Annotated in this window: 30 protein-coding genes; 5 read left to right on the plus strand and 25 right to left on the minus strand. The window is 35.4% G+C overall.

Annotated features, from left to right (window positions below):
• Positions 1 to 8: 8 nt before the first annotated feature.
• From U8526_RS09180 to eutM, 16 genes are read right to left on the minus strand one after another with little or no spacing between them, the layout of a single operon-like run.
• Positions 9 to 1,550 (minus strand): acetaldehyde dehydrogenase (acetylating), encoded by a 1,542-nt coding sequence (locus tag U8526_RS09180; protein WP_334341664.1) that lies wholly within the window; start codon positions 1,548 to 1,550, stop codon positions 9 to 11.
• 21 nt (positions 1,551 to 1,571) lie between these two features.
• Positions 1,572 to 2,126, minus strand: a complete 555-nt coding sequence (locus U8526_RS09185) for a BMC domain-containing protein (protein WP_334341665.1) — start codon at positions 2,124 to 2,126, stop codon at positions 1,572 to 1,574.
• Between the two features lie 25 nt (positions 2,127 to 2,151).
• On the minus strand, positions 2,152 to 2,739 hold the full coding sequence (locus U8526_RS09190) for a hypothetical protein (protein ID WP_334341666.1): 588 nt from the start codon (positions 2,737 to 2,739) through the stop codon (positions 2,152 to 2,154).
• 15 nt (positions 2,740 to 2,754) lie between these two features.
• A complete protein-coding gene (locus U8526_RS09195) occupies positions 2,755 to 3,018 on the minus strand; it encodes a EutN/CcmL family microcompartment protein (protein WP_056951051.1) in 264 nt (87 codons plus the stop codon).
• Positions 3,012 to 3,311, minus strand: a complete 300-nt coding sequence (locus U8526_RS09200) for a BMC domain-containing protein (protein WP_334341667.1) — start codon at positions 3,309 to 3,311, stop codon at positions 3,012 to 3,014. Before U8526_RS09200 ends, U8526_RS09195 begins: the two co-directional genes overlap by 7 nt.
• A 12-nt stretch (positions 3,312 to 3,323) precedes the next feature.
• Positions 3,324 to 4,160: an ethanolamine utilization protein EutJ gene (gene eutJ, locus U8526_RS09205; protein ID WP_334341668.1), complete on the minus strand. Its 837-nt coding sequence runs from the start codon at positions 4,158 to 4,160 to the stop codon at positions 3,324 to 3,326.
• Positions 4,161 to 4,162: 2 nt separating this feature from the next.
• Entirely contained in the window at positions 4,163 to 4,678 is a 516-nt protein-coding gene (locus U8526_RS09210) for a hypothetical protein (protein WP_334341669.1), read from the minus strand.
• 4 nt (positions 4,679 to 4,682) lie between these two features.
• A complete protein-coding gene (locus U8526_RS09215; RefSeq protein ID WP_334341670.1) occupies positions 4,683 to 5,807 on the minus strand; it encodes a 1-propanol dehydrogenase PduQ in 1,125 nt (374 codons plus the stop codon).
• Between the two features lie 24 nt (positions 5,808 to 5,831).
• Positions 5,832 to 6,782, minus strand: a complete 951-nt coding sequence (cutD, locus tag U8526_RS09220) for a choline TMA-lyase-activating enzyme (RefSeq protein WP_334341671.1) — start codon at positions 6,780 to 6,782, stop codon at positions 5,832 to 5,834.
• A 23-nt stretch (positions 6,783 to 6,805) separates the two neighbouring features.
• Positions 6,806 to 9,352 carry a choline trimethylamine-lyase gene (gene cutC, locus U8526_RS09225; RefSeq protein WP_334341672.1) on the minus strand — a complete coding sequence of 849 codons (2,547 nt, stop codon included), beginning with the start codon at positions 9,350 to 9,352 and terminating at the stop codon, positions 6,806 to 6,808.
• A 27-nt stretch (positions 9,353 to 9,379) separates the two neighbouring features.
• Positions 9,380 to 10,807 carry an aldehyde dehydrogenase family protein gene (locus U8526_RS09230; protein WP_334341673.1) on the minus strand — a complete coding sequence of 476 codons (1,428 nt, stop codon included), beginning with the start codon at positions 10,805 to 10,807 and terminating at the stop codon, positions 9,380 to 9,382.
• 16 nt (positions 10,808 to 10,823) lie between these two features.
• Positions 10,824 to 11,129 (minus strand): BMC domain-containing protein, encoded by a 306-nt coding sequence (locus tag U8526_RS09235; protein WP_056951036.1) that lies wholly within the window; start codon positions 11,127 to 11,129, stop codon positions 10,824 to 10,826.
• A 17-nt stretch (positions 11,130 to 11,146) separates the two neighbouring features.
• Positions 11,147 to 11,443: a BMC domain-containing protein gene (locus tag U8526_RS09240; protein WP_025085270.1), complete on the minus strand. Its 297-nt coding sequence runs from the start codon at positions 11,441 to 11,443 to the stop codon at positions 11,147 to 11,149.
• 17 nt (positions 11,444 to 11,460) lie between these two features.
• On the minus strand, positions 11,461 to 11,742 hold the full coding sequence (locus tag U8526_RS09245) for a hypothetical protein (RefSeq protein ID WP_334341674.1): 282 nt from the start codon (positions 11,740 to 11,742) through the stop codon (positions 11,461 to 11,463).
• Positions 11,739 to 12,758 carry a DMT family transporter gene (locus U8526_RS09250; RefSeq protein WP_334341675.1) on the minus strand — a complete coding sequence of 340 codons (1,020 nt, stop codon included), beginning with the start codon at positions 12,756 to 12,758 and terminating at the stop codon, positions 11,739 to 11,741. Before U8526_RS09250 ends, U8526_RS09245 begins: the two co-directional genes overlap by 4 nt.
• A gap of 13 nt (positions 12,759 to 12,771) precedes the next feature.
• Complete coding sequence (gene eutM / locus U8526_RS09255) at positions 12,772 to 13,056, minus strand: ethanolamine utilization microcompartment protein EutM (RefSeq protein ID WP_334341676.1); 285 nt, start codon at positions 13,054 to 13,056, stop codon at positions 12,772 to 12,774.
• 618 nt (positions 13,057 to 13,674) lie between these two features.
• Between eutM and U8526_RS09260 the strand changes: the two genes are divergently transcribed.
• Positions 13,675 to 14,388, plus strand: a complete 714-nt coding sequence (locus U8526_RS09260) for a VIT1/CCC1 transporter family protein (protein WP_334341677.1) — start codon at positions 13,675 to 13,677, stop codon at positions 14,386 to 14,388.
• Positions 14,389 to 14,443: 55 nt separating this feature from the next.
• Here U8526_RS09260 and U8526_RS09265 read toward each other — a convergent pair whose 3' ends face one another.
• Positions 14,444 to 14,983, minus strand: a complete 540-nt coding sequence (locus tag U8526_RS09265) for a dihydrofolate reductase family protein (protein ID WP_334341678.1) — start codon at positions 14,981 to 14,983, stop codon at positions 14,444 to 14,446.
• An 85-nt stretch (positions 14,984 to 15,068) separates the two neighbouring features.
• Entirely contained in the window at positions 15,069 to 15,575 is a 507-nt protein-coding gene (locus U8526_RS09270) for an AAA family ATPase (protein ID WP_334341679.1), read from the minus strand.
• Positions 15,576 to 15,677: 102 nt separating this feature from the next.
• On the opposite strand from U8526_RS09270, the gene U8526_RS09275 reads away from it, so the two are divergent.
• Positions 15,678 to 16,145, plus strand: a complete 468-nt coding sequence (locus U8526_RS09275) for a hypothetical protein (RefSeq protein ID WP_334341680.1) — start codon at positions 15,678 to 15,680, stop codon at positions 16,143 to 16,145.
• Between the two features lie 309 nt (positions 16,146 to 16,454).
• Here U8526_RS09275 and U8526_RS09280 read toward each other — a convergent pair whose 3' ends face one another.
• Positions 16,455 to 17,003: a hypothetical protein gene (locus U8526_RS09280; RefSeq protein WP_334341681.1), complete on the minus strand. Its 549-nt coding sequence runs from the start codon at positions 17,001 to 17,003 to the stop codon at positions 16,455 to 16,457.
• Between the two features lie 167 nt (positions 17,004 to 17,170).
• On the opposite strand from U8526_RS09280, the gene U8526_RS09285 reads away from it, so the two are divergent.
• Together U8526_RS09285 and U8526_RS09290 are read left to right on the plus strand one after the other, a co-directional pair.
• Entirely contained in the window at positions 17,171 to 17,470 is a 300-nt protein-coding gene (locus tag U8526_RS09285) for a hypothetical protein (RefSeq protein ID WP_334341682.1), read from the plus strand.
• A gap of 218 nt (positions 17,471 to 17,688) precedes the next feature.
• The gene (locus U8526_RS09290; RefSeq protein WP_334341683.1) at positions 17,689 to 18,789 is read left to right on the plus strand and encodes a CAP domain-containing protein; all 1,101 of its coding nucleotides are present in this window, start codon (positions 17,689 to 17,691) and stop codon (positions 18,787 to 18,789) included.
• A gap of 121 nt (positions 18,790 to 18,910) precedes the next feature.
• Here U8526_RS09290 and U8526_RS09295 read toward each other — a convergent pair whose 3' ends face one another.
• Positions 18,911 to 19,993 carry a hypothetical protein gene (locus U8526_RS09295; RefSeq protein ID WP_334341684.1) on the minus strand — a complete coding sequence of 361 codons (1,083 nt, stop codon included), beginning with the start codon at positions 19,991 to 19,993 and terminating at the stop codon, positions 18,911 to 18,913.
• 193 nt (positions 19,994 to 20,186) lie between these two features.
• Between U8526_RS09295 and U8526_RS09300 the strand changes: the two genes are divergently transcribed.
• A complete protein-coding gene (locus tag U8526_RS09300; RefSeq protein WP_334341685.1) occupies positions 20,187 to 20,531 on the plus strand; it encodes a helix-turn-helix domain-containing protein in 345 nt (114 codons plus the stop codon).
• A gap of 96 nt (positions 20,532 to 20,627) precedes the next feature.
• Here U8526_RS09300 and U8526_RS09305 read toward each other — a convergent pair whose 3' ends face one another.
• From U8526_RS09305 to U8526_RS09325, 5 genes are all read right to left on the minus strand, one after another.
• Positions 20,628 to 21,512, minus strand: a complete 885-nt coding sequence (locus U8526_RS09305; protein WP_334341686.1) for a restriction endonuclease — start codon at positions 21,510 to 21,512, stop codon at positions 20,628 to 20,630.
• 138 nt (positions 21,513 to 21,650) lie between these two features.
• Positions 21,651 to 22,424: a zinc ribbon domain-containing protein gene (locus U8526_RS09310; RefSeq protein WP_334341687.1), complete on the minus strand. Its 774-nt coding sequence runs from the start codon at positions 22,422 to 22,424 to the stop codon at positions 21,651 to 21,653.
• Between the two features lie 302 nt (positions 22,425 to 22,726).
• The gene (locus U8526_RS09315) at positions 22,727 to 23,518 is read right to left on the minus strand and encodes a hypothetical protein (RefSeq protein WP_334341688.1); all 792 of its coding nucleotides are present in this window, start codon (positions 23,516 to 23,518) and stop codon (positions 22,727 to 22,729) included.
• A 103-nt stretch (positions 23,519 to 23,621) separates the two neighbouring features.
• Positions 23,622 to 24,665 carry a DarT ssDNA thymidine ADP-ribosyltransferase family protein gene (locus U8526_RS09320; protein ID WP_334341689.1) on the minus strand — a complete coding sequence of 348 codons (1,044 nt, stop codon included), beginning with the start codon at positions 24,663 to 24,665 and terminating at the stop codon, positions 23,622 to 23,624.
• Between the two features lie 3 nt (positions 24,666 to 24,668).
• Positions 24,669 to 25,592 (minus strand): macro domain-containing protein, encoded by a 924-nt coding sequence (locus U8526_RS09325; protein ID WP_334341690.1) that lies wholly within the window; start codon positions 25,590 to 25,592, stop codon positions 24,669 to 24,671.
• Positions 25,593 to 25,720 lie beyond the last annotated feature (128 nt).

A 25,720-nucleotide genomic window follows, 5' to 3' on the forward strand; every position in this document is an offset into this window, starting at 1 on the left:
GTTAACACCTACGCATTCATTTCAGATAATGTTTTTCTAACTAGTTCAGTTAGTACTTTAAGTTCTTTATCTGACATATCTTTTGTTACATGTTCTAATGAACTGTTACTGTCACATTGAGTTTTGTTGACACATTCCTTAACAACATCCTTGAGCTCTGGATGATTGAAGCTCTTGTCGTCTTCAACCAAAGTTGTAATATCTTTCAAGCCAAAGGCTACTTTCTTGATGTTAAGTAAGTGTTTAGGACTAACATTCTCTGAAACAGAACTACCACCGCATGTTCCACAACCTAATGTGAAGGAAATTGGTAAGCCAGTACTGATACCTGTACCACCTTGGCTACCACCAGTATTTACAAGGATTCTTGATGCTGGTTTAGCAGCAAATTTCAAAACGATATCTTCACGGTTAGTGTGAAGGTTCATTGTATGTCCGATTCCGTTTTGAAGAAGTTCGATACTCAATTTACATGCTTCTTGCCAGTCTTCTACGACATAGAATGCCAACACTGTAGTTAGTTTCTCGTATGAAAGTGGATTTCCTTCACCAACGCCAGCTTGTCTACCGATCAAGATCTTGGCATCAGCTGGAACTTCAAATCCGGCAGCTTTAGAAATAACTTGTGGTGATCTACCAACGAATTTAGCATCCATGGCATGTCCACCATTCTTGAACAATAGCTTGCAGACAGCATCTGTTTCAGCTTCGTTCATGAAGTAGCCGCCTTGTTTCTTAAGTTCACTGACAACTTCGCCTTCATTGCATTTTTCACAAATGATTGATTGTTCTGATGCACAAATTGTTCCGTAATCAAATGATTTACTTGCGATGATTTGTGAAACGGCTTCTTTTACATCGGCACTGCGTTCAATATAGGAAGGAGAATTACCAGCTCCAACCCCAATAGCAGGTTTCCCTGAACTATAGGCTGCCTTAACCATTCCTGGGCCACCTGTAGCAATGATTAGCTTAACTTCTTTAGCATGCATCAACTCATTAGTTGATCCCATTGTTGAATTTGAAACACAAGTAATGATATTGTCAGGTGCTCCAGCTGACTTAGCAGCTTCATTCATGATTTCTGCAGCTCTAAAAGTACATGTAGCAGCAGCTGGATGTGGGGCAAAGACGATAGCGTTTCTAGCTTTCAAAGCAATCATTGACTTGAAAATAACGGTTGATGTTGGGTTAGTTGATGGCACGATTCCCATTACCAAACCAACTGGTTCTGCAACATCCATAGTCTTCATTTCAGTATCCTTACTGATAATTCCGACTGTTTTTTCGTCTTTGATTTGTTCGTATAACAGAGTTGCTGCGGCATGATTCTTGTAAGTCTTGTCGGCAACATTACCAAATCCAGTATCTTTAACTGCTAATTGTGCTAACTCAACAGCATGTTTCTCTCCAGCAATGCTCATTGCCTTTAGAATGGCATCGATTTGTTCTTGACTAAAAGTTGAAATATCAACTGCGGCTTGATGGCCCGCTCTGGCAAGGTCTCTGGCTTCTTGAATTGATCTTAAATCTTTATCAAAATTCTCCATGTTCGCTCTCCTATATAATTACTAACCTTCCTTATCAGAATTCAATATTTCAGTAATAATCTGCTTCTTACTCATCTTTTGTAAATCGGCATCTGATATGTTCAAGTTCGTTTTAGTTTTTACTATTTTTCTTAATTCAGCGATTCGTTTTGGTTCCAATTCCTCTGGTTTAAAACCAATTGGTTTTGCCTTTGGTTCATCTGCTGCCAATGGTGCTTCTGGTACGGGTGTTTCTTCCACACCTTCAACGACTGGCTCAGCTTCAACTACTTCTTCAGCAACTTCTTCTGGAACCTTTTTAGTTTTGGGATCGTCCAAAAGTGGTTCGATCTCTGGATCAGGTCTGGCAATGACGTGTTTGGATACTAGGAAATCTCCTAATTGTTCGACTGCACTAGCTCCAGCGTCAACGGCTGTTTTTACAGCTCCGACATCCCCGACAACTGATACTGTTACTAATCCGCCACCGACGAATTCTCTTGATACCAAGTCAACTTCAGCAGTTTTTAACATGACATCACTGGATTCAATAGCGGCGATCAGTCCATTGGTTTCTATTAACCCTAATGCTTGCATAATTACCTCCATTAATTTTTATGAATTATTCAGTTAAAGAATAAACAAGTTCGACATCTTTAAAGGCTTTGACCGTGACATTGGCATCTTTAGGAATAAAGATGATGTCGCCTTCTTTTGATACACACGAATTCTCATCAATGGAGATATCTAATGCTCCTTTGGATATGTATAGATAGGTGTCATTTCCAATGGTTTTAGTTAGTTCAGTATGATTCAGTCTGGCTAAGCCAAACTTTGATTTATTAGAATTTCCGTAAGATATACTGCAATATTTACCAGAACCACCATCAGTACAGTTAGGAATATCAGTAAAATGAATACTGCTTCCATCAATGACTTTCAATCCATTAGAATCGAGTCTCATAACATATCGATTATTCAAAGAATCTTTCAAAATCTTTTTAATGATTGACATGATCAATTCTTCGGAAATATTTTTAGAACTCGCATCTTTTTTCTCTTCTGATTTAACAACTTTGACGTTTAGGCCATACTCTTCAATTAAGTCTTGGGCTAAAGGTGTGATGATCGTATCTTGATCAATCTCAATGTTGGTTTGACCATCAGAGTAAGCGTTTTCAATGGTGCTTGCACATAATGCTTTTTTCATTTGCCAACACCCCCACTAAACTGGTTTACAGCTATCATCGATGATTCCAATCACAGCTGAATCTATTGGTATGGTATTGTCCCCTAACGCCTGTCTGGCTGCAGTGCCACTAGCTATGATGACTCTGTCGCCAATACCGGCACCAATTACATCACAAACTACGATTTGTTCTCCATTCTTTCTACCACCCGTGATCTCTGCCAACATTAATTTTAAGCCGTTCATATTATCAGCTTTTCTGGTTGCCCAGACATTATCTATTAATTTAGCTATTACCATTGTTCAGTTTCCCACGTTTTCTTGATCTCTTCGATTGCTGAAGTGACGGAGGCAGTATCACCAAAGATGGCAAGCATAATCATATTTTGAGGACAGCTACCCCTGATGTCTTCTGTAGTTACACCGACAGCTTTTTCAGCGATATCTGAGGCTACAACCATTTCGATCAATCTTCCTTGAACCAAACCGACTGCATCGATATTTTCGATTTGATCCCTAATTCCAGAACCTTTACGACGATTTAAGATCGCCATGGTTCCTTCACTAGGTGACTTGATAATTCTACAATCCATATCTACTGCCTCCTAATCTATGATTATATTTGTACAACTTTTGGCAATTCCTAACGGGGTAACAAACATTGGGTTCGTTGGTTTATGTGTTGTTATTCCAGTTTTCTTTTCAATAATCTTTTCAATACCGCCTAAGCAAGCCGTTCCACCTACTAAGTACAGATCTTTCACATCATATCCGGCAACTTGTGTCGTTATGATGGTTGAAATCTTTTCGATGACTGGTTTCAAAATTGGTAAGAGCTCTTTGTGATGATCTTTATTTCTCTTATACAGTTCAGCGTCGTCAATCGAGGTATTCATCGCTCCGGCAATTGTTAAAGTTAAGTGGGTCCCCCCAGTAGCTTCGTCGGATACTTTGACAACCTTGCCATTGTTTAAAATGGAAATTCCGGTTGTTCCACCACCGATATCTACAATGGCGCCATTTTTAATGTTCAAAACATTATTAGCAGCTGTTGGCTCATCTAAGATAGATGTAATTTCAAATCCTGCACCCTGTATTACATTTTTGATTGCTCCGCCATCCAGGGACTCTGTGTCCGGTGGAATGGCTGCGGAAGAATAAACAAGTTCTGTATCAAGCAGATCTTCTAATTTCTTTTTCAGCTTTTTCACTAAAGTAATAGCTCCGAAATAATCAACGATCATTCCATCTTTTACCACGTCTGAATATTCATATGCACCTGCAACTGGTTCATATTCAGAATTCATAACTACTAGAACTACACAAGCGGTTCCTAGATCGACACCTGTGTAATATATTTCACTTTTATCAATTACTGGATTGGCAACAACGGCTTCAAATTTTGAAACTAAATCGTTACAAGCCTGCATACTTTCACCCATAATTAATCCTCCATTAGTTTACGAATCTGATCTACCAGCTCAACCTTTACTAAATTCAATTGATCTCTTGAATCTAACTGAATCTCACATATCCTTGATAAACACTTCTTAAGTAAAATAATCACTTTATACTTAGGGTTTCTTAACGTTTCTTTTGTTATAGGTTTACTAAGTACTTCACTTGCGTCACATGAATATATATGTAAATTTGGTGGCATTTCTTGATCAAGCAACTCGTATGTTTCATAAAGACTGTTGCCTAATTTGACATCTATTTCATAAGCTTCAACGATGGCAGCCTGTAGATCTAACTTTAAAAGTTCATTAGCAACATCTTGGCTGTCTGTGATTGACGTCTTATGGACATCTTTCGAATGATCTTTTTCGATTATTTTTATTCCTTTACCTGTTAAAAAACTCTTAGCTTCAGGTGTTAATCTGTCGTTCTTAGAAATCAGATATTCTGAAAATTCTGCTTTATGGTAGAGACCCTGCAATTCTCTTTCCGTAATAAACATATCTTTAGCTTCCTTTAACTAACTTAAGATATATATTTTCTAAGTCTTCTTGTGTAGGAACAACAGGATTAGTTACTGTACATCTATCTTTTAGTGCTGCTTTAGCCATGTCCGGAACTGCTTTTTTGTATTCATCAACATCAATTCCTAATTGAGAAATTGTCTTTGGAATTGAAACTTGATCAGTTAATCTCTTCAAGTTGCCGATCAATAAATTAACAGTGGATCTATCTGTATATGATGAAATATTCAATACTCGAGCAATTTCTGCATAACGATGTAACGCTTCTGTCTCTTTTGATCCATCAATTCCTGAATTATATTGAATGACATATGGCAACAACATTGCGTTCAATCTTCCGTGAGCCTTGTGGAATCTACCACCTAAGGCATGAGCCAAACTGTGACAAATTCCTAATGAAGCTCCACTGAAGGCCATACCAGCCATACAAGATGCGTCGTGAATATCTTTTCTAGCTTCTACATCTTTACCATTCTTAACAACTTTTGGTAACTCGTTCCAAACGATTCGAATGGATTTTTCAGCTAAAGCATCAGTAAAACTAGTGCTATTCAGTGATACATAAGCCTCCAAGTCATGGGTGATAACGTCCATCCCCGTGTCGGCTGTGATTGTTGCAGGAACACTCATAGTCAAACTTGGATCTAATATGGCAATATCTGGAATCATATCTTCATCTACCAAAGCATATTTACCATTGACACTTGGGTCTGAGATAACTGCAAAGGATGTAACTTCACTACCAGTTCCACTGGTACTAGGTATACAGATCAACTTGATGTCGATATTGTCCATCAGATGCTTGATTACCTTGGCTGTGTCCATTGCTGAACCGCCGCCTAAAGCAATGATCGTATCAGGTTTCAATGCTATTCCTTTGAATAACCCGCCTGAAACTACATCGATAGAAGGATCAGGAACTACTTCAGAGAAGATGTCATATTTAACATCTAATTTATCTAAAGCATCAGTAACTGCTGAAACCTTGCCGGACTTGACCATGAATGGATCACAGACAACCAAGGCGTTCTTGATAGGCATATTGGAAAGTTCGCTGATCGAATTGTTTCCACTAATTATTTCTGTTTTCATACTGAATTCAGTCATATGATTCCCTCCTTTCATTTGGTATTAATGTCTTATAACTTTTACAGGAAAATCGTATTCTTTGATCCAACCTTCGATACGGTCCAAATCAGCATCGGATAAACTTGGATCACCTTTGACTGGATAATCGATTCCTAGTTGTCCGTACTTGTTAACTCCGAGCTTATGATATGGTAGTAAATTAATACCTTGGAAGTTAGGGTAATCACGATATGGCATTAGGAAATCAATGATTTGATGAATTTCTTTTTCACTATCATTAACACCTTTAAGCATTGGCATTCTGATTTTAACTTGATATCCACGTTCGAAAAGTTCTTTCAAATTAGCTAAGATTCTTTCATTACTGATTCCTGTTAATTCGTTGTGTCTTACTGGATCCATGTGTTTCATGTCATATAAGAACAAATCAATGTAATCTGCCATTTCCATCAATTTATTCATGCGACTGTGTCCACAAGTTTCAATGGCTGTATTGATACCGTCTGCCTTGCAAGCTTTCAATAAAGCTAATGCAGCATCTGGTTGAGAAGTACATTCACCGCCACTCAAGGTTACGCCGCCGCCTGATTGTTGATAGAAGGCATCATCTTCATGAATAACTTTCATTAATTCAGGTATGGTTTTAATAGCTCCGGTAATATGGAGTGCATTCATTGGACAAACTTCTTCACATTTGTGACAACCAATACAAGAAATATCACGTCTAACACGATGTTGACCATTTTCATCTATGTAGTGGATTCCGCGAGGACAGGCTTCAACACAGGCCATACAATCACTACATAAACTTTCTTTGTACATAACTTCGTATTTTCTGTTCATACCTTCAGGATTAGCGCACCATCTACATCTCAATGGGCAACCCTTCATGAATACAATGGTTCTTATACCAGGTCCATCGTATAAACTATATTTCTGAACATTGAAAATCATCGCTTGACGTTCAATGCCATCGTCTACCTTTGCGTCCATTGTTTTCATCTCCTGATTGTTAATTAAAAGTGAGTAAGAACTGTACGACTGATAATTTCGTCTTGAACATCCTTACATAATTCAACGAAGAAGGCACTATAACCAGCAACACGAACGATCAAGTCACGATATTGTTCAGGATGTTTTTGCGCATCGATCAATGTCTTATTGTCTAGATAGTTGAATTGCATTTGTCCATTTCCTAAAGCACATGCTGTTCTCAATAACATGATCAAACTTTCTTCACCTTCAGCAGTATCTAGTAAGCTAGACATGATCTTGAAGTTGTGAACCATACCAATGTTCATTGAGTCGTTAGACATCTTAGAAACAGACTTGATAATAGCTGTAGGTCCTTTGTAATCGGCACCTTGTGTAGGACTGATACCATCTGATAATGGAGTCCAAGCTTTTCTACCATTAGCAGAAGCACCTGTCATTTGACCAAATGGTGTATTGTTTGAAATTGACAATGTTCCGTGACTTAAGTTTGAGAACAATGTCTTGTACTTCTTGTGTTCTTCTTCTGTGTAAGCAATGATGTCAGCAGCAATTAAATCAGCGTAGTCGTCATCATTTCCGTACTTAGGAGCGTCCAAGCAATCTTTACGAGCTTGATCGTTGTCTTCAAAGTCAGAAACAAGAATCTTGTTTAATTCTTCAAGTGTGTATTTCTTGTCATCAAAGACTAACTTCTTGATAGCAGCCATTGAATCTGTGTATGTTGCTAATCCTGACCAAACAACACCTGGTCCGTAGTTGTACATTGCACCACCGGCTGATACGTCTTTACCATGTTCCATACAACCTTCGTACATGATTGACATCAATGGCTTAGGTGCTAGGCTTCTGTGAACTCTTTGTGAGATAACAGTTGCAACATCAGTCCATTTAGTAATGTACTTAATTTCTTCCTTAACAGCAGCATCGAATTCTTCGTATGTCTTGAATTTCGATAGATCACCCATATCTGGACAAACTTTCTTGCCGTACCATAGGTCAACACCATGGTTTAGAACAAGTTCGATACAGATAGGCCATTGTGTATAAGCTGTTGATGTCCATTGATATAGTCGACCAGATTTCTGTGGTTCAACACATCCCATCAAACAGTAGTCACGAGCATCTTCAAGGGAGACACCTTTAGCAAGCATGATCTTAATGTGCGTGTCATCAAAGTGACATGCTGGGAATCCCATTCCGGCTCTAACAACATCAACGATCTTCTTGAGATAAGCACGAGGTGATTTACTGTGAATACGGCAAGCTAGTGAAGGTTGGTAAACCTTAACGTGACGAACAGCATCCATTAATAGGTAAGTCAAATCGTTAGTTGCATCTAGACCTTGACGTGTCACACCACCGACACACATGTTAACGAATGGTTGGTAACCGGCGAAGAACTTAGATCCACCTTCACTTGTGATCCACATCATTTCTGACATCTTGATCAACATACATCCAGCAAGTTCGAAGGCTTGATAGTTAGTCATGTTACCGCTTTCAATATCATGCTTAAACATTGGGTACATGTATTGATCAACACGACCAATTGACATACCCGTTTGGTTCTCTTCAACAACAAGTAGTGATTCAACTGTCCAAACAGCTTGGATAGCTTCCCAGAAAGTATCTGGTTTGTGTGCAGGTACCTTAGCGTTAATTTCAGAAATCTTTAGCAATTCAGCTTTTCTCTTAGGATTAGTTTCCTTGTCAGCCATTTGCTTTGCGTATTCTGACATTCTCTTAGCGTAAATCATTACACCATCAGTTGTGTCGATAACTGACTTGTAGAAGTAAATCTTGTCAATGTCATCAGGGTTTTCATAATCTAGTTTTTCAAGATGAGCTTTAGCCTCATTTTGAATATCGATCATACCTTTTTTCATTAAGATAACATCGTAACCAGGATTTGAATCTCCACCACCATTTAGTTGATGGTATGAACAGTCAGATACGAATGATTCACCTGATAATTCCCAAACGCCAGCTTCACGGTATTGATCTTCACAATATTCATCTACTGACTTACCTTTCCAATATGGGAAAAGTTCTTCACGCATGATCTTCTTGTCTTCATCTGAAATGTAGAATGGATCTTGTGGTCTTGTACCGATTGTGTCGATTTCGTCTTCCATCCATCTCCAAGCAATATCAGGAGAGAAAGCACCGGCTCTAGGAGCACCATTTGGAGCACCAACGATCAATTCGTTATCTTGGATAACTAGTGGTGCTGTTTCACAACAATATTTGAAACATTTAGCACGTAACATGATCTTTGGCATACCAGGATTTTCTTTAGCAATCTTAGTAATGGCACGTGCACGATAAGTTGTGATCGATGGAACTTGTTTCAAGTAGTTATCCTTTAGGGCTTTCAATCTACTTGTAATTCCGTCTGGAATTTCAGTTTCTTCATCTTCAACAACAACTTTACTAGGTGTTGCTTCAGCATCTTTAGATACTTCGTTTGAAACTGAACTAAACATTTTCACTAATGCTTGGCGTTCTTCATCGCTTAAATCTTTAGTAGCTTCAGATAATTTTGCTGAAAAATCTTTAATATCCATGTTATTATTCCCTCACTTCTCGTGGAATTAATTTTCTAAAATCTTATTAAGGAACTTCTTCAAAACCTCTTCATCAAAGCTGTTGTTGTCAGATGAGATTTTGGAATCACCGTTGTAATAGATCATTCGTTGATAAGTTAAGTCTTCAGCCACGATATTCTCAGCCGTGCAACCTCTACCAGTTGTCTGTCCGCCTAAGAACATTGAAAGTGGGAAACTTGAACCTATACCTAAACCTGCTAGATAAGCCGCATCGTTGACGATCATTCTGCCAACTGGTTTTTGAATAGCATATTCTCTGATGATCTTGTCATCATTAGAATGAATTACTAGTGTGTGTCCATTACGTTTTTCTTTCAAAAGGTGAATACACTTTTCACACGCATGTCGCCAATCTGGTTCTTTATAGAAAGCCATGATTGGACATTTCAACTTCACTGCGAAAGGATCATCTTCGAAAATGTAAGGTTGTTCAGATACTAGTACCAAGGCATCATCGGGAATTGAAAATCCGGATCGATTAGCAATCCACTTAGCACTTTTACCAATGTATTCTTCACTAACTTCCATACCCTTACGGAACAATGTTTGTCTCAACTTAGCTTCTTCTTCTTTACTCATGAAGTAAGCTCCATCGTTGGTCAATTGTGTTCTGACATCTTCAGAAATGGAGCTTTCAGCAACCACGAATTGTTCTGAGGCTGGAGCTAAACCATTATCAAAAGCTCTACTCTTAATAATCTGTGAACAAGCGCTAGCAATATTGGCTGTCTTTTGAATGAAAACCGGTGTTGAACCTGTCTCTGCGTACAATACTGGTTTGCTTGGAATATTGATCTGATCGTAATATTCAGCACAACCAACGTTGATCACAGCGGCTATTTCTGAACTAGCAGTTAACTCTTTCACACCATTGAAAGTTACGTTGTTCATATATCCTAAAAACCCTTGAGGTAAGCCTGCATTAGTACAGATCAATTGAATCTGTGGATATATTTTTGAAGAAATTGATGACATCTTTGGATGTGGAACCATCACTAAAGTATTTCCTGATTTAATAGCCATCAATAATGCGTAAACACTATATAAAACGGTATTTTCAATTGGTAAGAGTGTAACGACTGGACCTAAGGGCATTCCCATTTTTTCAATTTGATTCTTATCATTGAATAAAAGTGGTCCAATAATTTTTTCGTTGTCGATATTCTTCTTATATAGTTCAATGAACTGATTGTATAGATCTAACTTATCTTCACATGATCCGATGGATTTATTGGCGTACTCAATTTTTAATAAATCTGGCAAAATCTTAGTTAAATCATCGATTACTTTTTTTAGGGTAAGGTTCAGTTCATCTTGACCATATCCTTTTAACATTCCAAACGAATCCCTAGCTGTCTCTGAAACAATTCTTGCTTCCTGTAACGATTTCAAATCATTGTCTATTAATTGCATAATTATTGCTCCCTTATTATTCAGGCAATAGTTTATTCAATGCATATCGATCAATTATTTTTGTTAGGTCGCGATGAGGACTAGGAATGACTACCGAACTATAAACTTCCGCATTCATATTCTCTACGGCTTTAATTCCAGCAGCTACTGCACTTTCGCAAGCTGAAACATCACCCTGAACAATTACAGAAATATATCCTGAAGCAACATTTTCGTATCCGACAATATCGACATCTGCTGCTTTACACATAGCATCCGCAGCCTGTAGAACAAACACCAAACCAAATGTTTCAATTGATCCTATTGCTTTATAATTCTCCATATCTGTTTACTCCTAAGTTATTGATCAATATCATGAACTGAAACAATGTCGCCAACTCCAGGTATTGGTCGTGGCATTACATTGCTAGCTGTTAGTTTGCCGATCTCTGATGCCGCTTTGGCACCAGCTTCAACGGCTGATTTAACCGCGGCAACATCGCCTTTTACAATAACTGTAACTAAAGTGGATCCTATGTTTTCATATGAAATCAATTCGACTTCTGCAGCTTTCAACATTTCATCGGCTGCTTTCAATGCAGGGACCAAACCAACTGTTTCTATGAGTCCCAATGCTTCATCACCTTTATATCTCATAAATTCAACCTCTTAGTTTAGTTGCTATACTTTTTATCAACATATTTTGCAACAGCATCACGACCATCAGCGTTGATTCGATAATTCATAACCAGGTTGTCGTCTTTATCTAGTTCATAACTATCTAATTCCACTAACCCGTTGGCTTCTAGAGCCATAAAATGTTCCATGTATAAGTCTTCATTAAACTGTTTTTCATTGCCGTAAAGCGGCTTCAAAGCTGCCATAACGGTTTTTACATCAACGGCTTCGTTGTTGTTCATGTAATTCAAAACAGCCATTCTACTTGGTAAACTCATTCTTCAACGCCTCCCTTTTTAAATAGATCTAAAGGATTCATCGTAACGATGATGGCACCTAAAACGATAACAATTGAACCAATAACGATTGTTGGTGTTAAAGTCTGTCCCAAGAACAAGACACAGAACAGAACACCCCAGAAAGCATAAGTAACGTTAAGTGACATTCCGATTGCACATCCAACAGTTGCATTAGCTTTGTACCAAGTAACGAAGGATACGGCTGCACTCAATCCAGCTACGGCTAACCAAATTAGTGGAATTCCGGCTGAAATAGTACCACCAAGTAATTTAAGAGCGCCAACTGCAGGAACCATAAGAATTAGAACAACTAGACCTGAAATTAATTCTCTCAAGTTAACAGCAACGTCGGTATCAATCATTGCACCACCAAAACTTGAGAAGACACCTTCAAGACCCCAACAAACTGCGGCAATCAAAGCACAGATAATTCCAAGTGTGAAGTTAGGTGCCCCTTCGGGTTTTACAAAATTAATAATAATTGCGCCAAGAACACAGAGCACCATACCTAAAACAACACGTTTGGTTGGCTTTTGCTTCAAGAACATCCAAGCGAACAAGGCTCCAAACAAACTACATGTAGCAGAAATCGGAATTGCATAAGCACCAGCCATGGCTAATCCAACTAAGTAAGCACCGTTAGCAATTGGCCCTCCAAGAAGGAATCCAATAACCAACATCTTTCCTGGCTTAGTCTTAAGCGTTCTGCCTAATTCTTTCAAACGACCTTTTTTAGCGTTGTAGATCAACAACCAAAGTCCTGCGATAAAATCATTCAGTCCTGAACAGACAAAAGGTGCTGCCAAAAATCCGGCTGCACTTACTAAAGGATCGTAACCACTGGCAACCATTACCAATGTGGAGTAAACACCATAGGTCAAGCCGGAAATTGCTCCATTAACTAATCCCGTAGTATGAAATTTCTTAGTTAACGCATTCTTCTTAGTATCTGCTAGACTAATGCGTCCGTTGATAGATTCTTTATTTATGTCCATGGTCACTTACTCCTTATTTATTGTCTGGAGTTGGTAAAATGTTCTCAACTTCTGCATGTGGACGAGGGATAACGTGAACTGATAGTAGTTCACCAATTCTTTGAGCAGCTGCGGCACCAGCATCTGTAGCGGCTTTAACGGCACCAACATCACCACGAACCATGACAGTAACCAAACCTCCACCAACTAATTCTTTACCGATAAGAGATACGTTGGCTGCCTTCACCATTGCATCAGCCGCTTCAATAGATCCTACTAAACCTTTAGTTTCAATCATTCCAAGTGCGTCATATTTCATGATAATCTCTCCTTTGTGAGCGTTTGCATTTTTGTTATGGTGCCATTATATTTACGAACCCTACGGTTCAGGTCAACACTCCATTTTAAATTGTTTCTTAAAATACAACTTAACTGTCATCAAAGGCCGTAGAATGGGCTTTTTACGTAAAATTTTATTTTTTTAGAAATAATTACGTCAGCAAGAGCATTTTGCTTGACATGTAGAAAATTTCACAATCATTTTTAAAAAAATCATTTTTGGGGAATATTTTTTGAGTTAATTTTTGAAAATGCCGATTTAACAACGTTTCAAAATCTGAAATAAGACCCTGACCCTAGGGACAGGTTTACGTGAAGAAAGCCCGTCTGACTACACTTGTCACTTTTTAAATAAATTTATCCCCAAAATTTTCTTCTACTAAAAAAGGCATTTTTGGAAGATCGTTCAATCTTCTAAGAATGCCTTTAATCTAATGTTTGTATGTGAAATAATTCGCACAATTTCTCGTTTTTTTACTGAGCATATTACTTGCTTTTTGAAATTTTATCTTTATTTCTGTGTCCAAATATAATATATTTAGTTAAACGTTTGCATTGACATTATAATTTCCGATGCTCTAATCGAAGGAGACCAATTATGACTAATTATTTATTGCATTCAATCGTACCGAAGGAAATTAAAAAATTACGTTTATCTGAAAAGTTAAACGTAATTCGAGCCGGTGTTTTGGGAGCTAACGATGGTATTATTTCTGTAGCCGGAATCGTAACCGGAGTAGCTGGCGCTCAACAAAGTCAAATGACACTATTCATTTCTGGACTAGCTGGCATGTTTGCTGGTGCCCTATCAATGGGTGGCGGTGAATACGTCTCAGTTAGTACTCAAAGAGATACACAGAGAAATATGGTTAAATTGCAAGAAGCAATGATTGCTGCAAACCCTAACCGTGAAGAAAATGCCTTAACTAGTTACTATGAAAATAAGGGCTTAGGTTTAGAATTATCAAAACAAGTATCATCCAGTTTAATGGAACAAGATCCACTTGCTGCTACGTTAAAATCTAAATTCAATATCGAATTTAAAGACTACTTCAGTCCTTGGCAAGCAGCCTTCTCATCATTCTTCTCATTCATTATTGGTTCGTTGTTACCACTGATGGCAATCACTTTTATCCCTTATCCATATAAAGTTTCAGGTACCATGTTTGCTGTAATTATTGCTTTAACTTTCACAGGTTATATCAGTAGTAGATTGGGTAAATCTAATGTCATCAAAGGTATTTTGCGAAATCTTCTAGTTGGGTTGGGAACGATGGTCGTAACCTACCTTATCGGTACACTTTTAACTTAATCATTTTGAATACTAAAAGAGCATCCCTGAATTCAATCAGAGATGCTCTTATTTTTTACTTACTATATTCAAGATAGGCGATACCGTTAACTTTTTTAGCAGATATCAAATTCAATTCTTTAAACTTTGTCTTGTCCGAGAATAATGGAATACCCTTCCCCAAAATAACGGGGACGATTCCTATTTGATAACTATCGATCAAATCACTGTTCACTAATGGGGCAATGATACTGCTGCCACCGATGATCCAGATATCTTTTGAAGATGATCTCTTTTTCAATCCATTAACCAAGTCGATAATATCTCCATCCACAAAATGCATATTTCCAACATCATCAATTGGCTGACGAGTCATTATATAATTATCAAAATCATCATAAGGATAACTATCTGGTGACAATTTATTAGCTACCTGATCATAAGTTTTGCGTCCCATGACCACTGCATCCACATGTTTAACTAATTTTGCATATTCACGATCATTATCATCACCGGCCATAAAATCATTATTGATCAAATAATCAATGTTGCCATTTTCTTCCGCAATATATCCATCTAAGGTTTCCGCGATGAATAGAATAACTTTACGTGACATTTATCTATCCTCCGGTTCTTTTTGGTTAAGCCTATTGTATATTCTTGCGGTTGAAGTTACTAATAAAATGCTATTTATTCTTAAGCTAAAGATTAGAGTTCTTCAAAATGTCTTCGGATACTTGAGGGTACTCTCGATTGGTGACATCAATTTTGATTGAATTGACATCCTGATACATTTTGATTCGATCAATAGCACCCGGCAGTGCCTCTGGAGAGCGGACCCCTTGTTTGATATCTTTTTCAAAACGTTTGGTCAGTTCTTTTTCGGATGGAATTAGTGAATAAGAATAGACGTCGAAGTCACCTTGCAAACCACGTAGAATATCGTCAACGATAGTTTGTTGATGCATAACCCAAACGAACACAATTGTTTCAAATTGACTATTGGCAAGATACGAATTGAGTAAAAATTGAATATTGCGTAGGACCATTGCCTTATTTTCTTCATTAAAAGTCCAAGGATGCATGTACCAACACCAGTCTCCATCGAGAAATATGGCGTTATTTAGTTTCTTTTCAACCAAGTATTTACCCAATATTGTCTTGCCCACTCCCATCGGACCTCCGATTAGGATCAACTTCTTTTTCATATTTTTGCCTCTTCAAATAGTTTTTCCCTTTAATACTAGCATCTTATGAATTTATCTTCGTAATTTAGTATAAAGAATACAAATGTAGGGGGAGTAATTCATATGAGAGAAGAATTGAAAAAAATTGGGAACAAAGAACGACACAGATACAGTGGTACTTTCGCAAAATATGGATACAAATATGCCGATAGGCAAAGAAATCATGCTAAACCTACGATGATACTAAAAAACATTAAATTGATTGATTCAGATAATAAAGAAATCCTTGTGGCGGATCATCTGTGGTTCAATTTAACATCCGGCTTCAAAAAATTAGGCATTTTAAAAGTAGGCGAGAAGGTTTTCTTCAATGGTCGGGTAACCAACTATCACAAAGGCTATTATTTAGATGGTATTTCCATTGACTATAAGCTAGAACGTCCTACCAAAATAGAACTTGATGAGTCCTTAAATCATCTATCTGAAAGAAAGTACTTTCCAAATGAAGATTGGAAAACCTGTAACGTCATTTATGATATGTATTCTGAAGATTATATTAAGCGTGACATTCCTAAACCTTATCTTGGATAAGATTATATATTCTAAAAAAGCTCTGCTACTAAACAGAGTTTTTTAAATAAGCATCATATTGTCCCATTTAATCTGATGGATTCAAGTAACAATTACATCGATCATATGATCCTGGGTGAAATGCAATCAAATCCTCATATACGTTTTCTTTATTCATAATGTTTACTGACCTCCTCAATTTATATCGAAACAATTTAAATAGATTTTTCAAATATACACTTCATCAAACGCTACTAATAACCCATAGGAGCTTCGTCCCCTGTCTATATCCAAAGCCGAAGCCCTTCTCTATTCTGCTGTCTCTACTGCCTAAAATGGTAGTACATCTTCTTCTACTCCATTGTCTACAGCGTATTCATCAACATCATGTAGAAATCTTAAAATAAAGCCTTCATTTGTAATACTGAAATCTCTAACCTTTTCGGCATAAACAACTTCTGGTTCAAATTCATAAAAATATTTCAATTCTTGATCAATTTGATGAGTGGCTTGCCAATTCCATGGTTTTTGCCCTGTTTGCATGCTACTAAATTTTGGAGCAACATAAAGTTCATTTCTCTTCTCAAAAGATTCTTGTAAACCTTGTAATGTTTCTCGTGACATATTCAATTCATTTTCGGTTATCAAATAATTAAAGTAGGCTTTCACGATATTATATACAGTTAATAAAGCACCATCTGCTTCTGGATTATCACTGTAAGTAGCTGTTCCTTCCAATAATCGTAAAAACTTTGGAATACTATCCTCATCCCACTGTTGAAATAATTCAAAATCATTAATTACTTCAATAGTCGTTTTTAATATTGATTGTGGATAATCGTATAAAACCTTATATTCACTGCTTTGCGTAAATTCCAATATTGTTCCCCTACCTTTTCGATAATTATATTATCCCCGTATTTGAATTTACAAGATAACTTCTGCCTGATAAATTTTACATACTTTTTAAAGTTCAACAAATCTAGACGCCACGGGCGTCTTTTTTTAACTTCCGGAACAAAATAAAAAACCGGAGGTCATACATTATGACACTAGATATTAAATTTAATAAAATCACTGAAGAGATTAAGGAGGATTTGGAAATTCAGGCTGGATTTGTACTTAGCGATGCTCAAATAAAGTCATTAAACCTTAATCATCGTGTTGTATTCACTGAATCAGAAATCAAACCTTATTTAAGGGACATAACCGAGTTTTTAACTGTTACATCCCCTAGTGAAAGAGTTTGGAATTGTTACAAAATTTTATCTGATAATACTTGTGTTATCACCATACATCTGGAATCTCCTTATATTTATTTCAGTGCTGTCGACTTAAACGAATAGCAAAAAACCTCAACCAATTCGGTTGAGGTTTCTTTTTCTAGTCAGTTTGATTTTCAATAGCCAGCACATTTCAAATTCCAATAGTACCTTTATACAAATATTCCTTTAGTAACATGTTCTCATAGGAATATTATAAAAATACTTCTATAAGGATATAAAAAGCAGTATAATCAAGATGCTTTAGTAAATAAGATGAAAATTTTAGGGGAGAAAATATCATGAAATTTAACACAAAATCAGCTTCTGTCATTGCCGCACTAGCCATGGCTACTACTGGAGTACTTGCATTGAATCAAACAAATGCAGATGCTGCCACTGTCGCCACAACACATCCAGGAACATATTCAAGTCTTTATAGATCTAATGGAACCATCATTGCTAACCGTGCTCTTGGACCAGATACTCCATGGAGAGTTGGTAAAATTCTTACTATCAATGGTGAGAAAATGTATCAAGTTGCTACAAACGAATATCTTCGTGCCAGAGACTCGTCTTTGAACGGAAAATTCAAGCCACAACAGTCTACTACCAAGCTAGTTGGTACAGCCAAAACTCGTTTAGCTCTTTATGACAGACCACAAAGTTCAATGGCTAGTCGTTCTTTGGGTAAAGGAACTTCTTGGCAAATTGGTAAGATTTTCAAAAATAAGCAAGGTATTACTTTTGTTCAGGTTTCAACAAATGAATATGCCAACGCTGCTGACATGACATTTAATCAAACCTTGCCAACACCAACATATATTGAAGATTTTGGTATGGGAAATAACTTTAATGGCCCAACGACCGATCCAAATACTAATTACAATATAAATACGGATCCTAACGCTCCCATCATTGATCCACATCCGGAATACAATAATTCAAATCAATCAGAAACAGTAACACCTAATTTATCGGAAGTTCAATCTGCTGTATTCGCATCAATTAATGCCGAACGCCAAAGCAAAGGAATCAGTCCTTTAATCCAAGATTCATCTTTGACAAAAGCCGCTTCAATTCGTGTTGAAGAAACAACTAGAAAATTTGGTCATACACGTCCAAATGGAACCAATGCTCAAACTGTTCTTACTGAAGTGGGAAACAGTTCAACATACTATGGTGAAAACTTATTTGGTACTCCATGGGATCAACTCTCAGTGAGAACACCTGAACATTACGCTAAAGTAGTTATGGATAACTACCGTGGTGAAATGAGTGGTAGCAATACAACAAGTAACCACTATACAAATCTAATGTTACCTAGCTTCAATAAAGTTGGTATCGGTGTATATCAAACATCAGACGGCGTAGTATATGTCGCAGAAGAATTCACAAATTAACATATTATCTCAAATCCCAAGCTGATATTCAGCTTGGGATTTTTTTATGCTTATATTTTTCGGATAGCAAAAAACCGCTATTGTATTAATGATAATAGCGGTCTTTTAAAATTTTAGTTTTCTATTTTGAAAATGATACTTTTTGAGTATCATTTTGTGCTTTTGTAATTAGATAACCTGAATTATTGTGATAACCAATATAACGAGTTTTATAAATCCTTTGATTTACGAATGGCTTGTACAAACTAATGCCACCATTGTATGAGTGATAACCAAAAACATTTTTAACTAATTCTTTTTCATGTTCTTTATATAAAGTACGATAGAGTTCTCTACCCTTTAATTTATAATTTAATGTACCAGTGTCATCGTTCTCTTTCAAAAATGATTCTGACGATTGATAATCAGTAGCTTCAGAGAATTTGATCAATTGTAGAAAATCAGATTCATTCTTCAATGCAAGTTTATATAAATTATATTCAGCCTGTTTTCCATCAAATAATTGAATAGATTTATATCTTATATTTTGAGAAACAATTTTATTTCCTGAATTATCCGTTCTACTCTTTACAGAAATTGTTTGCGCCTTGGGTTCCTGATATGGCGTATTTTTAATATCCTGTATAAGTGCTTTATCTATGACAGGGTTGGGCTCATATGCATCGTCTGGATTTAATTGATACGGCGAATAAAAACTTGCCTGACCCGATGGCGCAACAATCTTCGTATTGTCAGCGTTCGTATAGACACGTATTTGACCGTCAACAACATTTTCAGCTGCACCATCAAAATCATTTTCTAAATTATGTCCTTTATTTTTATTTATATAATCTTCCACTACGGAAACCGCACCAGAAGTATTATATTTTTTATCCTGATCCCGTGCTAGCTTAATAGTTTGATCATCAGTCATTGAACTAATTTTGCCTAATGTAACAGAACGATCAAAAATTCTATACTTAATCATTTTGTGATTTTTAAGAAGATAAACGTAATTTACGATACTGTCTTTTTCAACGTCACCAGTGTCCGACCAAGCCTGAACCCATACATGAGTCCCCGGTCCCTTAGCTTGTTGTACAAATGAAATGGTTTTGGGTGTGGTAATGCTGCTACCACCACTGGCACCACTACTAGACGAGCACCCAGCTAACACTAGAGTCAATCCTAATGCAAAAAATGCGATTATTGATTTATGTTTCATTATTTCCCCCTAAAAAATATTTTCCCTTATATATAAATCGCTTTATGTTCTTTTAGAACTATATATATGATACTCTTTTAGGATTTGTATTACTATATGGTTATTTAAAAATAAGTATTACAAGAACTTAAAACACTCTCTATTCTTCATTAGGCTTTAAATTAAGATACTAAATGAAAATAAGAGGGCAAATATGAAGAATAATGTGGGTGGAAACATCGCTAGAGAACGTCATAATCAGAACATGACTCAAGAACAGCTTTCAGAATTTAGTGATTTGACTATCAACTATTTGTCTAAAATTGAACGTGGAACAGTTAAACAAGTTGGTGCCAACACACTTTATAGGATTTCAAAATCCCTTGGAGTAACAATGGACTCTTTAATGACGGGTAATGATATAAAGTCATCTAAAGAATTTGGACCAAATTTACGCCAGTTGATTAAATTTTTGGACGGTTTGGATTCCGATCAGAGCGAAGAGATTAGCAAAAAATTGTTAGAAGTTTTGAAGATTAGCCAGAAGACAAATAAATAAGTGCAACAAAAGCCCTGCCATCAACGGCAGAGCTTTTTTGATATATAACTATCGATAACAAAATAGAACCTCTGCAAACACAGAGGACTCTATCATCTAATCCCTTTTATAGTAATAATTATCTAAAGTATATGTAGTAATTGGTGTGATATGCAATTGATATTTCTCTACCAATTCAGTGAGTTCCTGTCCATCAATTAAAGTCACAGTATTATTTCCTTGTGTAGCTTTTTTCTTGGCTCGATCCGTAAAATGGCTTGTTGTAACAAAAATTCCATATTCAGCATTAAATCCGTCCATAACTCCCTTAAATTTATCAATCTCCGGTTCTGAAACAGCTCCCTCAGTATATTTTTTACACTGTATAGCGACTCTACTTGTCCGGAACTCATCTGATGTAAAATAACCAAATCCATCAATACCGTGATCACCGGAACGAACAACTCCACGCTCTTTATCGATAACTACTCCCATTTTGGAAATTAATAATCTAGAAAAGCTTTCAAACTTACCAGGATCAAACTGCATCAAACAGTTTAGCAGTTCTGTTTTCCAATTGTTGTTATCAATATCCTCTTTTTCAGCAGCATCATTATCAGGAACTTGCTGCTTATCATTCTTTTTGTGTTCATTATTCTTCTTATCCCAGTAATTCTTAATTAGTTCCTGTTGTTCCTTTGTAGGATAATTATCAACATCATCATTCCTACCTAAATCAGTTAGTACTATATCTTTCCCTCGTATGGGTTCTTCAATATAGCCGACACTGTACAAGCTTCTCATTCCAAAATTGAAATCGAATAAAAACGGACTATATCTTCCTGTTTTTCCTTCTTTTGTAGAATAAACATCATTATAATTTAATCCATCGTATTCTTTATCCGCTATTGTTTTACGAATATCTTTTCTATTTGCCACAGCACCTAATTCACGTAAGGCCAATATTATCGCTTTTTCAACTGATCTTCTTTTATATGGCATGTTATCTCCTAGAGATTTTCGTTTTCTACTTATAATAATTCTACCATCCATTATATCGACATATTTTCACGCTTAGTTAGAAATCCACAAAAGAACTAAAAAAAGCATCCCTGAATTTTTATGAGATACTTTTTTGGTTTATAAAATAGCATTTGTAATAATCTTAAATAATACATAGAGGCCAATACCATCTACAATAAAAGCTACAAGAGCTGCATAAAGCCTATCTATTTTCATTTTTCCACTTACAGTAATGATAGATGCATTATAAGCTATGAACCAGAAATTCGAAATAATGGTTCCTATAACTATTAGATTTTTAACAAAATCCCAAGCATCCTTAGATGAACTCCCCGTTCCATTAATAGGATTACATGCCAATATGAATATTATCAATAGTAAAAGAAAAAAGATCATCAAATTACTATACCCAGCTAGTTGATTTAAGTAACTTTTAAAATTAGTTCTTCTATCAATAAGATATCTTCTACATAAAAAACCAACCAGTGCAAAAATAAAATAATAAATCATACTCAAAAGAAGCAATTTCATATATAATTCAGTTGATTTAGGCAAAGTCACTTCAGAATAATCAGTATGTGAATAAATTAAAAATAATTCGATTATATATTCAGTTATTGTTTTACCCAAAACAAAAATTGCAAAAGATGATAATAAGGATTGAATGACAAAAGAAGTCACTCCAAATTCGACAGCGCTGCTATGTAATCCTTCGTCTGATGGATGTAGGATTGTACTTTTAACCCATTTAAAATAGCCGATTATATTTCTAAATCTTTTCTCAGAACCAGTATTATCTAATAATTCATTTTTATAAACATTTCGTCCACAATTAGAACAAAATTTAATTCCCTCACCAATTTCATTGCCACATTCCGTGCAATAATCCATATAAATACCCCTTCTTTTAGTTAATAATATTATTTTAACCAAAAGAATTGGTATATTCCATTTAACTTTGATATAACCTTTTATTCATTTATTTAAATAAACAACTATCTTTATAATGAAAGTGTTTATTCATCTGCGAAGAATATCCAGATTCAACTAGTTTACAAGCATCTTTTTTATCTTCAGATTTTTATTCTCTATGTGTAACTCCAAAATTATTCTCCTGTTTCTGAATCATCAAAATAACTCGTTTCTGGTGAACGTTACTTGCTTTCCTAATTAATTATTTTTTTATAATACCCTTACCTGACTCTAATATTGCTCTTAGAAATTTTTACATTTGGAACAAGATCATATATTTCCTTACTTGACATTTTATATTCATAATCAGGTACTTTGGGACCAAAAACTACTTCCATACCTTCTAATGAGACTGGTATATCTATTACACTAAACGGTGGATTATATTCTATTTTACCTGATATAAACGCACTACCAGGATCTTCAGGATTAAGTTTGAGAAGTAATTCTGGATAAAATGGTGTAACTTGTATTGTATATCTCACTTCTTTTTGAAACGACCACTGTCTATCTTTGTATTTCCCCATCTTAGTTCCACTAAAAACATATTGCGATCCATTATACGTAATAATCTTAGGATAGAGTTTTTCTTTTTCATTCGTATATTCAATATCCAACTTTTGAACTTCGTTTGGATAAAATAATACATTATATTTATTCGTATAATAATTGAATCCCGTAGTTAATTTTAATTTTTCAAATAAAATCATATTATTGTCTTTATCAAATTTAGGATTATCCTCAAAAGGAACTATATTTTCTGTATAAAAAGGTAATTCAGGTAATGAGATACAGACACCATCCAATCCTCCATACGATTGGAACATCACTAACTCATCTCGAAGTGATGTCCAGCTAGATATAAAATTCCATTTTCCTATATTTTTAAATTCTAATGATTGTGTTTCATCGGGATCATCCATTTCTGTCAAATTACGAAATCTTAATTTTTTTGAATTTATAATTTTAAACAATGTTTCTATTGAAGTGTAATGATAAAATCTCTGCACCATATATTTCTCCCCTTTTATTTAATCTATTTTAAATATATATTAAAAAGAAACATTTTGGTTTTTAATCCAAATGTTCCTTTTATTTTATTCACAATACAAAATATCAGAATGGTAAATCATCCCCTACATTATATGCTCCCTTATAGGCTATATGATCATCAATATAAATCTCCAATTTATAATCACTTTGAGGATTTATAAATCCCACTCTATCTTGAAGAAGTGCCTTCTTTTCTTTCGATTTCGGCCAATAATAGGTATTTCCATTTGATTGGGTCAGCTTCAATTTGAATTCCAAAAAATCTTCTGTATTTTCAGGATTCACGGCGTATTGTGAATCGCCCCATTCTTTTGGATATGGATCTTTAACACTACTATCGATCTTTATATCATTTTCGCCAAGAACCACACGTTTAATATAATTTCTATCCATATAAAAGGTTGTCTCGTCACTGACTGTTATAATTTTATCGTATTTATAAATACCTGCATCATGTAATAAATTAATCAGTGTCTCTTTTTCAGCCACTGATCTTACATATATCCACTTTAAATAATCTAAATGTAAAATATCCCTTTTCACTATCTCAGCATGCTTATGATGCTTGACTTCTGTCTTTCTTTCCGAAGACATATCTCCTAACCCAGAATCATGGTATATATCATTGAAAGGCAATTTACTGAACTCTTCAGGAGTATCCATCAAAGGCACATTTTCTGATAATGCTAAAGATCTATCCGAAAACTTTACACCTGATGAAATCAGTAATTTATTCAAATCAAATAAAAAAAATATTGGCACGGGACAATTTGCACTGAACTCACTATTATTTCTACTTCTTTTAGTTTGAAACCCTTCATTATAATATTGAGTAGGGGTTCTAGGTCTAAAATAGAGTCTGACCATATCCTTGACCCTTGGATTAGTATTGTTTAGAACTTTTTCACTAGCATTATCATTAATCATAATATTATGATTTCTAGCATAGTTTCTCGAACAAATAAATCCCAGTTTTAGAATTTCGATTGCATTCTCTATATCAGTAAAATGAAATGCAAACCTAGGCCAATATTTTCTCTTCAAGGGGTTCAAATTTATTGGAATAACTCCATCAAGCAATTTATTAATAGTAGTTTGATAATCCATGAATTATCCCTCCATTAAGTTTATTGTTTGAGTATTTTGCTGACTTAAATTATTTTTCTTTAATACGAGCATATCCATTCTTTCACCACTAACAATTGCAGGTTCCACACCAATATATGGAAGCTTTAATAGCAAATTCTTGAAAAAATTTTTATCTTTAAACTTTAAAATATTCTGTGGCAAATCAATATCCAAAATTGCTCCTTGATCTCTTAACCTTGTCCATAAATCAGCTATATCAGATTGCGTTATAGAATACTCTTTACCATTCTTTTCGTTTGTTATCGCCATAAATGAACCTGCAGTTTCATCTATAGAATCCTGATTATTTGAGATAACAACATGCCTATCAGCAAGATTAAAATTACTACCATCTTGAACAGATATAAAATCGTTCTTAAACTCATTCAAGCTTAAAGACTTCGGCTCACTTTCAATCCATTTTCTCATTGACTTTATATCTTTATATTCTGGTTCCTTTTCCCACCCCGTATATATATGGATATAAACTTTAATGGGTAGTTTTCGCAAATATTTCTCCATGAGTGGCTTAACTTCCTTTTCCCAATCTAAGCCACCATTTCCTGTACCCAATTGTGGAAAAGATATAGATTCTATTCCTTTTTCACTATAGGTTTCTACGAATTTTTTTAAACCTTCATCTATATATTCTATTTTCGATTTATTACGCCAATTTTTTTTAGTTGGAAAATTAAGAATCCACTTATTGGGTGTCTTATACAAATACAATTTTCCAATAGTTAAACTTCCGTTATCACAAAAACTTTGATATTTTCTAAACATATCTGGATAAAGTTTTTTGAATTGTAAAGCAATACCTTTACCCATGACACCAACAGTATTTACTGTATTTACGAGTACCTGAGCCTGACTATCAAAAAGATTCGATTCGACATATACTAGCATTCGCTTTTTCCTCCAGTATGAATACATAAAATCTAGAATCAATTCTTATAATATTACGAATTAATTAAGTATTCTTACTTTCTACGCCAATTTATTCTATATTTACAAATAAAGAGCATCTCTAATTT

The organism is Companilactobacillus sp. HBUAS56275 (assembly GCF_036913655.1).
In the GTDB taxonomy this organism is placed as follows: domain Bacteria; phylum Bacillota; class Bacilli; order Lactobacillales; family Lactobacillaceae; genus Companilactobacillus; species Companilactobacillus pullicola.

Coding starts and splice junctions, on each gene's coding strand:
- U8526_RS09180 (WP_334341664.1), bottom strand. CDS start 1,550: ATGGAGAATTTTGATAAAGATTTAAGATCAATTCAAGAAGCCAGAGAC.
- U8526_RS09185 (WP_334341665.1), bottom strand. CDS start 2,126: ATGCAAGCATTAGGGTTAATAGAAACCAATGGACTGATCGCCGCTATT.
- U8526_RS09190 (WP_334341666.1), bottom strand. CDS start 2,739: ATGAAAAAAGCATTATGTGCAAGCACCATTGAAAACGCTTACTCTGAT.
- U8526_RS09195 (WP_056951051.1), bottom strand. CDS start 3,018: ATGGTAATAGCTAAATTAATAGATAATGTCTGGGCAACCAGAAAAGCT.
- U8526_RS09200 (WP_334341667.1), bottom strand. CDS start 3,311: ATGGATTGTAGAATTATCAAGTCACCTAGTGAAGGAACCATGGCGATC.
- eutJ (WP_334341668.1), bottom strand. CDS start 4,160: ATGGGTGAAAGTATGCAGGCTTGTAACGATTTAGTTTCAAAATTTGAA.
- U8526_RS09210 (WP_334341669.1), bottom strand. CDS start 4,678: ATGTTTATTACGGAAAGAGAATTGCAGGGTCTCTACCATAAAGCAGAA.
- U8526_RS09215 (WP_334341670.1), bottom strand. CDS start 5,807: ATGACTGAATTCAGTATGAAAACAGAAATAATTAGTGGAAACAATTCG.
- cutD (WP_334341671.1), bottom strand. CDS start 6,782: ATGGACGCAAAGGTAGACGATGGCATTGAACGTCAAGCGATGATTTTC.
- cutC (WP_334341672.1), bottom strand. CDS start 9,352: ATGGATATTAAAGATTTTTCAGCAAAATTATCTGAAGCTACTAAAGAT.
- U8526_RS09230 (WP_334341673.1), bottom strand. CDS start 10,807: ATGCAATTAATAGACAATGATTTGAAATCGTTACAGGAAGCAAGAATT.
- U8526_RS09235 (WP_056951036.1), bottom strand. CDS start 11,129: ATGGAGAATTATAAAGCAATAGGATCAATTGAAACATTTGGTTTGGTG.
- U8526_RS09240 (WP_025085270.1), bottom strand. CDS start 11,443: ATGAGATATAAAGGTGATGAAGCATTGGGACTCATAGAAACAGTTGGT.
- U8526_RS09245 (WP_334341674.1), bottom strand. CDS start 11,742: ATGAGTTTACCAAGTAGAATGGCTGTTTTGAATTACATGAACAACAAC.
- U8526_RS09250 (WP_334341675.1), bottom strand. CDS start 12,758: ATGGACATAAATAAAGAATCTATCAACGGACGCATTAGTCTAGCAGAT.
- eutM (WP_334341676.1), bottom strand. CDS start 13,056: ATGAAATATGACGCACTTGGAATGATTGAAACTAAAGGTTTAGTAGGA.
- U8526_RS09260 (WP_334341677.1), top strand. CDS start 13,675: ATGACTAATTATTTATTGCATTCAATCGTACCGAAGGAAATTAAAAAA.
- U8526_RS09265 (WP_334341678.1), bottom strand. CDS start 14,983: ATGTCACGTAAAGTTATTCTATTCATCGCGGAAACCTTAGATGGATAT.
- U8526_RS09270 (WP_334341679.1), bottom strand. CDS start 15,575: ATGAAAAAGAAGTTGATCCTAATCGGAGGTCCGATGGGAGTGGGCAAG.
- U8526_RS09275 (WP_334341680.1), top strand. CDS start 15,678: ATGAGAGAAGAATTGAAAAAAATTGGGAACAAAGAACGACACAGATAC.
- U8526_RS09285 (WP_334341682.1), top strand. CDS start 17,171: ATGACACTAGATATTAAATTTAATAAAATCACTGAAGAGATTAAGGAG.
- U8526_RS09290 (WP_334341683.1), top strand. CDS start 17,689: ATGAAATTTAACACAAAATCAGCTTCTGTCATTGCCGCACTAGCCATG.
- U8526_RS09295 (WP_334341684.1), bottom strand. CDS start 19,993: ATGAAACATAAATCAATAATCGCATTTTTTGCATTAGGATTGACTCTA.
- U8526_RS09300 (WP_334341685.1), top strand. CDS start 20,187: ATGAAGAATAATGTGGGTGGAAACATCGCTAGAGAACGTCATAATCAG.
- U8526_RS09305 (WP_334341686.1), bottom strand. CDS start 21,512: ATGCCATATAAAAGAAGATCAGTTGAAAAAGCGATAATATTGGCCTTA.
- U8526_RS09310 (WP_334341687.1), bottom strand. CDS start 22,424: ATGGATTATTGCACGGAATGTGGCAATGAAATTGGTGAGGGAATTAAA.
- U8526_RS09315 (WP_334341688.1), bottom strand. CDS start 23,518: ATGGTGCAGAGATTTTATCATTACACTTCAATAGAAACATTGTTTAAA.
- U8526_RS09320 (WP_334341689.1), bottom strand. CDS start 24,665: ATGGATTATCAAACTACTATTAATAAATTGCTTGATGGAGTTATTCCA.
- U8526_RS09325 (WP_334341690.1), bottom strand. CDS start 25,592: ATGCTAGTATATGTCGAATCGAATCTTTTTGATAGTCAGGCTCAGGTA.